8 protein-coding genes are annotated in these 11,045 nt (G+C 65.2%); 5 read left to right on the top strand and 3 right to left on the bottom strand.

Annotated features, from left to right (window positions below; all coding sequences use genetic code 11):
• Positions 1–926: 926 nt before the first annotated feature.
• The 4 genes from E2C06_RS33260 (at position 927) to E2C06_RS33245 (ending at position 5,259) form a co-directional block, all read left to right on the top strand.
• On the top strand, positions 927–1,844 hold the full coding sequence (locus E2C06_RS33260; protein WP_133292858.1) for a replication protein RepA: 918 nt from the start codon (positions 927–929) through the stop codon (positions 1,842–1,844).
• Positions 1,845–2,436: 592 nt separating this feature from the next.
• On the top strand, positions 2,437–2,616 hold the full coding sequence (locus tag E2C06_RS33255) for a hypothetical protein (protein ID WP_133292857.1): 180 nt from the start codon (positions 2,437–2,439) through the stop codon (positions 2,614–2,616).
• Between the two features lie 166 nt (positions 2,617–2,782).
• Positions 2,783–2,959, top strand: a complete 177-nt coding sequence (locus E2C06_RS33250) for a DUF2934 domain-containing protein (RefSeq protein ID WP_133292856.1) — start codon at positions 2,783–2,785, stop codon at positions 2,957–2,959.
• 866 nt (positions 2,960–3,825) lie between these two features.
• A complete protein-coding gene (locus E2C06_RS33245) occupies positions 3,826–5,259 on the top strand; it encodes a tetratricopeptide repeat protein (RefSeq protein WP_133292855.1) in 1,434 nt (477 codons plus the stop codon).
• A 344-nt stretch (positions 5,260–5,603) separates the two neighbouring features.
• On the opposite strand, the gene E2C06_RS33240 is transcribed toward E2C06_RS33245, so the two are convergent.
• Positions 5,604–6,908, bottom strand: coding sequence for a methyltransferase domain-containing protein (locus E2C06_RS33240; RefSeq protein ID WP_133292854.1), 1,305 nt, complete (start codon positions 6,906–6,908; stop codon positions 5,604–5,606).
• Between the two features lie 56 nt (positions 6,909–6,964).
• Entirely contained in the window at positions 6,965–7,789 is an 825-nt protein-coding gene (locus tag E2C06_RS33235; RefSeq protein ID WP_133292853.1) for a methyltransferase domain-containing protein, read from the bottom strand.
• Between the two features lie 352 nt (positions 7,790–8,141).
• Between E2C06_RS33235 and E2C06_RS33230 the strand changes: the two genes are divergently transcribed.
• Complete coding sequence (locus tag E2C06_RS33230) at positions 8,142–9,152, top strand: methyltransferase (RefSeq protein WP_133292852.1); 1,011 nt, start codon at positions 8,142–8,144, stop codon at positions 9,150–9,152.
• A gap of 94 nt (positions 9,153–9,246) precedes the next feature.
• On the opposite strand, the gene E2C06_RS33225 is transcribed toward E2C06_RS33230, so the two are convergent.
• Entirely contained in the window at positions 9,247–10,461 is a 1,215-nt protein-coding gene (locus tag E2C06_RS33225) for a serine hydrolase domain-containing protein (protein WP_133292851.1), read from the bottom strand.
• Positions 10,462–11,045 lie beyond the last annotated feature (584 nt).

Below are 11,045 nucleotides of genomic sequence, written 5' to 3'. Positions count from 1 at the left end.
GCTCGCCAGGGCAGCCGCTGCCTGACGCACAGCGGCGGCGCACATCGAAAGAGCGCCGCTCCGCCCCCAGCGGCATCAGTCCAAAATCCGGTTACCGGGACGGGCTCCTAGCGCCTTGGAATGCCAGCACGCCGCAAAGCCACATCGCTGGCGCGATAGCGTCCTAGGATGCGAGTAGCGCGCCCTTGGCGCCGGGCGGCCACAGGCGATCATCAACGCCTGTTGCAGCTGTCTGCGATTGCCTGGAACTTATACGAATGGTCAGCAGGTCCTCGATCAAGGTCAACCGGGCACCCGTTCTGACCCTCTGGGCCAGCGTGGTGGCGGAGCGCCTCGGGCACACACCCGACACCGCCTTAAGCCTCGCCAGCGCTGTGGTGGGCATTGCGGCGGGTGCCAAAGGCCGGCCGGCTCGGGATCCCCAAGGAGTGGGACCATACCAAGGATGCAAAAGCGGCTGCTCTCGATCGAGCGTAGGACACCGCCCACCTGCTCGGGAAGAAGATCCGCCTGACCCATGACGCCGGTGGCGTAGTGCTTGCGGAAGGGGAGGGGAGGCCGGCGCCGGCCGCTCCGGTGCAGGCCTACGTCACCAAGGTCTTTGGGGAGCACCTAGCAACGTGACTCAAGCAAACCAGTTTTCGGCGAAGCCGGGGCGGTTCAGCCGGGAATAAGCCGACTTATCCACGAGACATCTTGGGCGCCAGCATTGCGTCATCCTGGGCGCGAATCGGCCGTCAGCGTCGTGTCATCATGGGCGCAACCCTATAATAGATTCCTATAGCTCTTCCTGTAATTGGCCGGCGGTCGGTGTGGAAAACGGCCCAGGAAGAAGCTCAGGAAGGGGCGCCCAAGATATCACAACGGCCATCGCTCTGGCGTGAGCGGCGGCGGCTGTGGAACACTGCCGGCAAGGAGTCGTGCACGTGTCGAAGAACCCTATCCAGCAGCGGCTGCTGAACCTCGGCGGCGAGATCGCTACCACCCCGCCGGAGGAGCTGGCCTTCCAGCACTCGGTGCTGACGCAGTGCGCGCTTCCTGTCAGCCAGCCGCCCGAGGGTATGCTGAGCTGGGAGCGGCAGCAGGGCAGGGCGCGACTGTTGGTGGAGGCGGGCAAGGCCCTGCACCCGAAGACCAGCCAGTACGTCCAGCTAGGCCTGCCCTACGGGCCAAAAGCTCGGCTGCTGCTGATCCACCTGAACACCGAGGCCGTGCGTCGGCAGTCGCCGATCATCCCGATCGAAGACACTATGACCGCCTTTTTCCGGCGGCTGATGGGCGGTAAGACGCAGGACGGCCGGACAGCCAATCTCCTGAAGGCGCAGCTCTCGGCACTGGCAGCAGCGACCTTTCGCATGGGGATCGCCGACTCGGACCGCTCCTTCCAGATGAACACGCAGGTCGTGCACGCCTTCGACATGTGGCTGAGCCGGGAGGACAACCAGCGGGTCTTCTGGCCAAGTGTGCTGAAGCTCTCGGCCGACTACTACGACAACCTGACGCGGTTCGCTGTGCCGCTGGATGAGCGGGCCATCTCGGCCCTGGCGCACTCGGCGCTGGCGCTCGACATCTACGGCTGGCTGGCCCAGCGGCTGCACCGAATATCCGAGGGGAAGCCTCAGTTCGTCACCTGGGCCGCGTTGCACGAGCAATTCGGGCAGGATTACACCCGCATCCGGAAGTTCCGCGAGTTCTTCCTCGCCATGCTGCGGCAGGTCCGATCTGCATATCCGGACGCCAAGTTCGAGATCGATCAGGGCGGCATGACGCTCTTCCACTCCGAGCCGCCGGTCAGGAAGCGCCTGGTGATGGTAGGCGGGACGGAGAGCCCCGGCGCGTTGTGACATCTTGGGCGCTCCGGCCGGGCGATCCCGAGATGTTCCTCAGTTAAGCGTAGCTTAGCTACCCTAGCGCGCGGCCAGGACTCGCTGACCATCACTGACTGCACTGACAAAGAGGCAGCTTGCTCCACATCGGTAGATCGCGCGAGTAAGCGTGGCATTCACACTGGCGTAAATGGCTGCCGCACCCAGCGTGTTATCGGCACTGCAGGCAGGTCATGAGGCCGCGCTTCTCCCGTGCCGGCGGGACGAGGTAGCCGCAGCGGATGCAGTTCGCTCCGGTGTCGTCCGGCGCGAAGGGGTCGGCAAAGAGACGCTTGATCGACCTTGGCTGATTCTCCAGCCGCTCCGGCTTGGCAACTCGCCGCCGAGGATGAGTACCCGCCGGGATCTCGGCCGCGGATTCGACCGGCGGGAGAGGTGGCAGCAGCGGTGTCCAGCCTGGCATGAGATGGCCGACCGGCGGGGTGGAAACTGGGCTCGTAGCGGGCGCTTCAGCCGGTGGCAGAGTTGGGGCGGATCGGCTGTGCAACCCTTCCAGCCAGGGTGCGGCAGATATTGGCTCCGTCGGCGGTGCGTTGCGGCCTGAGCGGCGGTGGATGACCTCGACCACGCGGCTCTCGCCTGCGACGGCACCGCGCTGCCGCGAGGCGACATGCAGGAACTGCTTATCCTCGTGGGAGAAGAGGGCTCTTGGCGCCGTCATACGGGAAAAGACGCGATCGGCTTCAGACATGTGGCTCCAGACAAAGCAGGGGCGACCAAGCAGCAATGACAGGAACGTCAATGCCTCGGGGCAGGGTGGTAGGCCGCAGCGAACATGGAGCTTGACCTTGATCTGTGCCAGACCACGCAGCAGGTGAACACTTCAGCTTTGTGCTTATGGCGTCACGCCATCCGATCGGCCTGGCCGTCATCCTCAGCATCTAGGAGGAGATCTGATGTCCGAAACCAAGAACGACTTCGAAACCCGAATCCGCGAACGCGCTTACGCGCTCTGGGAAGAAGACGGCCGTCCTGAGGGGCAAGCGGACGAATATTGGGAGCGGGCCCGCCGGTTCGTTGAGGCGGAGGACGACCCCAGGAGCCCCGACATGGTAGCCGACCCGCCGCTCTGAGTGCCCTAGACTGGGAATAGATGGTCGTGTTGGCCTAAAGGTGGCACGCCGGCAGTGGAAGGCGGTGGCGTCTCGCTACCCCTCTCCTAACACGCGATCTTCGCGCTTCCCGCGTGTTAGGAGAGGGCTGCCACAATCATACGCTCGGGCTCCAGAAGGGATCGCTGACCAGGGCTCAGGGCGGAAAGCAGGCCGACTTCCCCGGAGGACAACCGACTGCAGGCAAGGCATGGGCCGCTTCCAGCCAATCTGCTCCCCAACTGCGCTGAGCTCCTGCCGGAATGGCGGTATAGAAGGTGCGAATGGCCGGCCTCAGCCAGCAGGGGAGGGGAGCAAGGGCAGCACGAAAAAGCTGCCGCCAGGAGATGAGCTGACCTGCTCTGCCGGACAGTAATGCCGCCATATCATCAACCCAAGATATGCGCGGAGATACGAAAATGATCACCCGGAGTGGCGTTTCGATAGGATTAACGCGGCGGTGGCGAGAAGCGACAGGACGCTACCTATCGTAAGTCCTCCCTCAATCACTGTATCTAAGTTGGTTAGAACTTGGTTTGGCGGCACCGGTGTCGCCTGATCATGAACATACCACCCTATTCAGCTTGGGTCGTGGCTTCCGGGATGTATATCCTGCCGGCGCCGAGGTGCCCGCATGAAGCTGCCCGGCCAGGGAGGAGACAATGCGAACCCAAACCAGCCGGTGGGCATTCGCCCTCGGTCTCATGTTCGGCCCGGCACTCGGGCTAGCTCAGCAGCACCAGCACGGCCACGCACATGGAGGGGCCTCGCCCGCTCCGGCCACACTTGGCCAGGTGCACTTCCCGGTCAGCTGTACCCCGGAGGGACAGGCTTCCTTCGACGACGCAATGAAGCTGCAGCATTCCTTCTGGTACGAGGCCGCCGGAGAGGCATTCCGCCGCGTCCGCGAGCGCGACCCAACCTGCGTTATGGGATACTGGGGCGAGGCTATGTCGCTGCTGGTGAACCCATTCACCGTCACCAGCGCGGCGAACCTGCGCCAAGGTCGCGCTCTGCTGGCCGAGGCGCGGCGCATCGGAACCAAGAGCGAGCGCGAAGCTGGTCTCATTGATGCCCTTTCCGAGCTCTACGGCAACGAAGATCCGGCGATGCACCGGGCCCGCGTGGTGCGTTACGAGCAGGCGATGGAACGCCTCCACGCCCGCTTCCCGGATGATTCGGAGATAGCGATACAGTACGCACTCTCCTTGACTGTCGCCGCCTCGCCTACCGACAAGACCTACGCCAAGCAGCTCAAGGCCGCGGAGATCCTGGAGCGTGAGGCTCTCCGCCAGCCGCAGCATCCGGGCGTCGCCCACTATCTAATTCACACCTACGACACGCCTGCGCTCGCGCAGCGTGGCCTGCCTGCTGCCGAGCGTTACGCCGGCCTTGCTGCGGACGCGCCGCACGCGCTGCACATGCCATCTCACATCTTCACCCGCGTGGGGCGCTGGGAGGAGTCGATCGAAACTAATCGCCGCTCGGCCGAAACTGCGCGTGCGCGCAAATCGACCTTCGACGAGATCCATGCGCTCGACTACTTGGTTTACGGCTATCTGCAGACCGGGCAGCCCGAGGCGGCTCGGCGTGTCCTGGCTGAGCTGCCCCGCTTTGCCGACTGGAACGCGCCTGTACCACTCTTTGCCTGGGCGCTCACGGTGATGCCGGCACGCTACGCCCTGGAGCGCAGCGCTTGGGAAGAGGCGGCCAGCCTGGAACTGGACAGCCGGCGGACGGCGCCACTGGTCGCAGCGAATACCCGCTTCGCCCGCGCGGTCGGCGCTGCGCGCTCAGGCCGCCCAGAGGCGGCAACTGCCGACCTGGAGGCCCTGAAGACCGCTGCCGCAGCGCTCCGTTCGGCCGACCCATACTGGGCCGACCAGACAGAGATCCTTCATCTCGCCGCGGAAGGCTGGACCGCCTTTGCCCGCGGCCGGCGTGAGGAAGGCTTGGCCCTGTTGCGCGATGCTGCTGAGCGAGAGGGACGTACAGATAAGCACCCAGTCACGCCGGGACCGCTGATGCCGGCTCGAGAGCAGCTCGGCGAGATGCTGCTCCTGATGGATCAACCGGCCGATGCATTGCGCGAGTTCGAGGCGGTGCAGAAGACGGAGCCGCGCCGGTTCCGCGCCGTCCATGGCGCCGCACGAGCGGCCGAACTGGCGGGTGCGCAAGACGTGGCGCGGCGGTACTATGAACAGCTTTTGGAAATCGCCCCTCGCGCTGATGCGGGCTTGCCCGAAACTGAACGGGCGCGCGTATTTTTAGTAAAACGCTGAGGAGCCGAACCCAGGCTATCGTGACGCCAAAGCGAACTGAAGGATGAGGATCGCGGACTGAAACACAATGCGCGTCCAGGTGGTTGCGCAGCCCGGAGTAAGCGCGATAGGGATCAGTCCGCGATGCCTGCCGGGCGCTTCCCTCCGGTACGAGGCCGCCGACCGCCTTCAACGGCTATCGGGGCGCCGCGTGAACCGGATCGGGCGAAATCATTGCCGTACGGGCCTGGCCGCCACAGGGTCTCGCTACTCGAAAACAACACCTTCCAGACCTCTGCCGGCACATCGGTGAGGAGCGGCGGGATGCCAAGTGGCGAGACAGGCGGTCCGCCTACCCATTATGCTTAAGGCTTGCGGCCGACCACGCAGTGGTGCGGCCCGGTCATGAACAGCACGCCGGCATCCAGCGCGGCCTGCCGCGCCGCCTGCCACACCGGCTTCTCCTCGGCGCTCAGTTGCGCCAGGACGCGCCCCTCGCCAAAACGGAAGAACGAGCCGTCAACCCGGTCGAAAGAGGCCAGCATGGGAAAGCAGGTCAGCTGCTCGAAGCCGGCCGCACCCATGCGGGCGTAGAGGCTGCGGTCTGCAACCCCGCGCGGGCCCACCAGGGGCGGCCGGTTCTCCACCTTGAGGCGGAGCGCCTCGGGCAACTCCACATTCCAGGCGTGCGGCATGTCGGCAGCGCGCACGATCACACCGACGCGCCCGCCCGGCCTTACCACGCGCCGGAGCTCCCGCAGGGCGAGGTCGGCGTCGCACTCTTCCAGCACCGTGACGCTGTAGGCGTGGCCGAAGCTGCCGTCCTCGAATGGCAGACGCTCGGCGTTGCCTTCCCGGAAGCTGATCCGTCCCGCCACTCCGTCTTCCTCGGCCAGCACCGCCGCCTCGCGCAGCAGGAACGGGTTGAGGTCCACGCCGGTGAGGGGATTGGCGCGGCCGAGATGACGCGCCACCAAGCGGAGCAGCGCGCCGGAGCCGCAGCCGACCTCCAGGAGCGTCTCGCCTGCTGCAGATGCGATCACATCAAGCATCGTCCTCACCATGCCCGCATAGCTCGGGCTTGCGGCCCGGTCCTCCAGCAGTGCAACCCCGCTCAGGTGGCGCCCGCCCAGCACGACGACGGAGTAGTGCTGGGCCAGGTGGGGGATGGCGGCGTCCCACTGCGAGGGAGCGAGGAGGAGCGGCAGCAGTACCAGGGCGGGGCCAGCGCCGTGGATGCGGTAGGTGATGCCGGCGTGGCTGCCGCGGTCCGCGGCGGCGGTCGGTACCGAAGCCTCGCCGGGCAGGTCGCGCAAGGCTGCGACGATCTCCCCCGTCCGGTGGGACACGCTGTCCGCCCAGAGTGGTTCGCCGTAGCCAGCTAGCGCGACCCGACGGCATCCCGGAAGCTGCGGCGCGGCAGCGTCGGCGGCCTTGCCCGAGAGGCCCGCGTCGCCCGCGACCAGCGCCATCCGCGTTGCCAGGGCGGCGAGGGGCGCGGGGTCGATGCCCGGTGCCTCGCACAGCAGCAGGCTGGCAATCCTCTCCGGATACTGGCTCACGAAACCACTGAGGTCGGCTGGGATTTGCGCTGCGACATGCGCGGTCCTGAGACCGAGGTGATCCCACAGGGAGGCGAGGTGATCGGCAAGGGTTGGTTCCCCGGTCATTGTATCCCCCCTGAAGCTTGGGCCGGCCAAGCAGATGGCGCGAGAGCGTGGGGCGGTCAGCCCGGCCTCACGCCCCACGCCTGGACGAAGAGCTGGTCAATCAGCAGCGTGTCGGGGTCTGCGAGATGCTCGGCGAGCGAGGTCCTGTGGGCGTCGAACTCCGTCTCGCTCAGGCGCCCCGCGGCCAGAATCTTGGCCTTCGCCACATCGAGGATGCCGAGTCGGTGGGTTCGGCGACGATCGCTCACCTCGACAGCCCGGACATGAACCTTGGTGCGGACATCGGTCACACCAGCCGACCGGAGAAGCCAAGGTAGCGTTCGACCGCTAGTTCCGTCCCCGTTCGTTGCCCGCACGGCCTCGCGGTAGGCGTCGTTGAGGATCCGCCACGCTGGGTGTTCCGGGTAGCAGACGTGGGACGCGCGGTCCCAGCTCTCGACGGCGAGGATCCCGCCGGGACGCGTGAGCCGGAGCATTGCCGCGACAATGGAGTGCTGATTGCTCTGGGGAACGTTGATGAGGACAAGCCGCTCGTGCACGAGGTCGAAGGAGCCCTCTTCCAGCCCGGCGGCGAGCATGTCTCCCTCGACGATTGAGACATTTCTTAGGCTACGCTGCCCGACCTCAGCGCGTGCCATCGCCGCGAAGCGGGGCTCACGCTCTACCCCGACAACCGCACCTTCGGGGCCCACGCGCTCCGACAGCATGTCGAGGATCCCAATCGGCCCGCAGCCGATGTCGGCTGCGCGCCAGCCGCGGTCAACGCCAATCTGGTCCAGCAGCCACGATGACTCGGGCTTTAAGTCCTCGGCTTGGCCGAGCAGCCGTTCAAGTTCGTCCCGCTCGCCGCCAAAGACGTAAACCGCGGACTTGGTCGTCATGGCGCCCTCCGCTGACGAGGAACATCCAGCACGCTAACCGCACTGGGCCAGAGCCGCAAAGCCATCCTGATCGTGAACCATGGCCAGAACGGATGGCATGGCACCCGGCTCGGCCTGGCATAGTGCCGAGCACCCTGTGAGCGCAGGCTGCTGCCGTCCATGTACTAGTCGGGCAGCCCGGCCGGAGATCCCGGCTTCCAGGCCACCAAGCCCGCCGTAGTCGCGTAGCAGGGTACGGGTGTGAGCCTCGGCCACGCCTCTTACTTTTGCGCTCTTCGGCTTGAGTGTGGGATCGTTCAGGAGTGGGAGGCCAGGTGGGCATCGAACGCTTACCACGGGATGGGAGGAAAATATGAGCGGGCAAAACCCCTATGCCGAACTCATGCGTCTGACTAACGGCTACCAGGTCTCGCAAGCCATCTATGTCGCAGCGACGCTCGGCATCGCAGACCTCCTCGGGGACGAGCCACGCGACAGCGACGACATCGCGGCCAAAGCTGGCGTCCACCCCGGATCACTCTATCGGCTGTTACGCGCCCTCGCAGCCGCGGGCGTGTTCCATGAGGACGCGGACCGGCGCTTCTCGCTGACGGCCATAGGCCAGTGCCTCCGATCAGATGCGGATCGCACCCTCGGGCCGTGGGCGGAGTTCGTCGGGCGCCCCTACCAGTGGTCGGCCTGGGGCGACCTCCTGCACGGCGTGCAGACCGGCGAGACCCCCTTTCGCCATGTCCATGGCGCGGACCCTTGGGAATACCGCTCGCGCCATCCCGAAGAGGGCGCCATCTTCGACCGCGCCATGACCGGTATGTCACGGCGCATGACGCAAGCTACCGTCGCAGCCTATGATTTCTCGCGCTTCCGCTGCGTAATTGATGTCGGCGGTGGGCACGGCGCCTTGCTGGCCGCGGTTCTCGCCGCCCACCCGTCGGTGCGCGGCGTCCTCTTTGACCAACCGGGGGTCGTCGCTGGGGCGGCGGCGGTGCTGCGAGAGGCTGGTGTCGCGGACCGCTGTGAGGTGGTCGGCGGCAACTTCTTTGAACGGGTGCCGGAAGGCGGCGATGCCTACCTGCTCAAGACCGTTCTGCATGACTGGGACGATGCGGAGGCACGGGCCATCCTCCAGGCCTGTCGCCGATTCATCGGGCCTGAGGGCAAGCTGCTGGTGTTGGAGCGACTGGTCGCGCCGCCGAACGAGGACCTCGAAGCCAAGTTCTTCGACCTGTTCATGATGACGGTGACGGGTGGGCGGGAGCGTGCCAGAGAGGAGTTCGCCACCCTACTCGCCGATGCGGGTTTCCGCCTGGACGCCGTTACCCGCACAGGGACGCCGATTTGCATCATCGAGGCTGCGCCAATCTGACGCGGTACTTGGGGACACTCTCAAAAGCCCCATTCCCAGGTCGAGGGCTGGCGCTTCCGGGTGGTGCAGGTCCTCAAAGAAACCGCCCGTGCAATCAACGGGAGGACACACCGGCCTGCTGCAGTACTTTGAAAGCTTTCCCCACCACCCGTGGAAGGAACTGATCCTCGTCCTCAGGTGGCTGACTGTTGGTAGCGGCAGTGATGACCAGGTCGTATTGCGGCCAGTATGCAAAGACCGCACGGAAGCCCAAGGTGGTTCCCTGGTAGAACCAGAAGGAGCCACCCAACTCTTCTTGGTAGGCTCGGCCCAGGTCGAAGCCGAAGCCAAGGGGATCGGCCGCTGAGGTGTCCTTGATTGGCAAGCCGGTCCGCTGCGAGACGAGCTGCGTCATCTCGTCCAACTGCTTTTGCGGGAGCACCCGCAGCGAGAAGAGCGCACGGATCCATTTTGCTAGATCGCGCGGATTGGAGATTATGCCGCCTGCCGGCCCTGCCCAGGAGAGACTGTCCGTGCTGACGTCTTGCCCAAGCAGTGGCGCCAGCGTCGTCTCCGTGCAGGGCGTCGGTTGGTACAGCAGACAGGCTGGGTTGTTGTAGATGCCAACCGGCAATCGGGCGAGCACCCGGTTCGGGTAGCGGCCGTCAGAATAGAAGGTGTTGTTCAGACGTAGCGGGTGCAGCAGGAGCTTTCGCAGTGCCTCCCGGTAGGACATGCCAGATGCCGCCTCAATGATGAGCGCGGCAAGGATGCTGTCGGTGTTCGAATAGAACCAGCCGGAGCTGCGTGGCAGGTCCTTGTCATAGACGGCGGCGATCAGCTCCTCGTACGTGAGCCGGCTCTGCGCGTCACTGGCCATGATCCCACCGATCTCGATTGTCTCCGAGTAGTTTGGGATGTCCGCGGTCATGTGCAGCAGGGACCGGATCGTCACCTTGGCCCAAGCTGGGTATTGCGGCAGCCAGTCGCCCACTGTCTGGTCGATGTTGAGCAGCCCCGCGGCCTCGAGCTTCAGGACAAGGGCCGCCGTGAAATGCTTGGTGTTACTGCCGATTTGAAAGAGCGTGTTCTCGTCTATGGGTGTGCCATCGCGGCCGTTCGTACCAGTGAAAACCTCGATTGGATGTCCGCGGCCATGATCCACGAGTAGGGCGACGCCGGAGATCGTCTCCGCCTCCCGGCGCTCGGCGAGGTAGGTGTCGATCGTCTCCTGCAGCGCTGCCTCAACGGGCCGCTGGTGCGACTGCGCCATCGGGCAGACGATGGCGACAAGCACGAAAAGCAGGCCAAGCATGCTGCGGCGTCGCATCGGTCCGCGCCCTCTTACATTTTGATAGCGGCAATGGACATCTTCGTTTTGTCTCCGGTCAAGCCCTTATCGATATTGTCATGCAAAATATGAGAAAAACACCCAAAAAATGAAATGGTATGTATTTTTAGTTGCGCCATTCAGCTTTGAACCTAGTTGCGCTCACTCCGCCGCACCCATGTCTGGCGCTGCGCACTTCACGCTCCAGAATTGCCTTTCCCGCGTGTTAGGCGAGGCGTGCCGCAATTGGCGCAAGCGGCTGGAAGCCCATCGCGTCCGATGGCGGTAGGGCAGGGGCCTGCCGCTTGGCTGCGGCGGTGGGCGGCGCTGGTCAGCATCCTAATGGCCGACCTCGAACTCTGTCGCGAGGGCGCAGCCATGCTCGAGCAGGACGCCGCCTTCGGCAGGGTTCTCGTGGAGCCGTTCGCATCAGTGATGGATGACGCGCTCCGGACCCGCACCGCGTCCCGCCGCTAAGCGGCCGTCGTACTCCCAATCGCGCAAAGCTCCACGAGCACTCAACGGTAGGTGTCGCGCAATCGTGCGCCCATCGTTTGCAGCGGTAAGCGGAGGTGACGGGTTGT

It is taken from the genome of Dankookia rubra (assembly GCF_004355005.1).
Taxonomy (GTDB): Bacteria; Pseudomonadota; Alphaproteobacteria; order Acetobacterales; family Acetobacteraceae; genus Paracraurococcus; species Paracraurococcus ruber_A.
The sequence above is the reverse complement of the archived record's forward strand: the minus strand, read 5'-3'. Positions and strand labels throughout refer to the sequence as shown.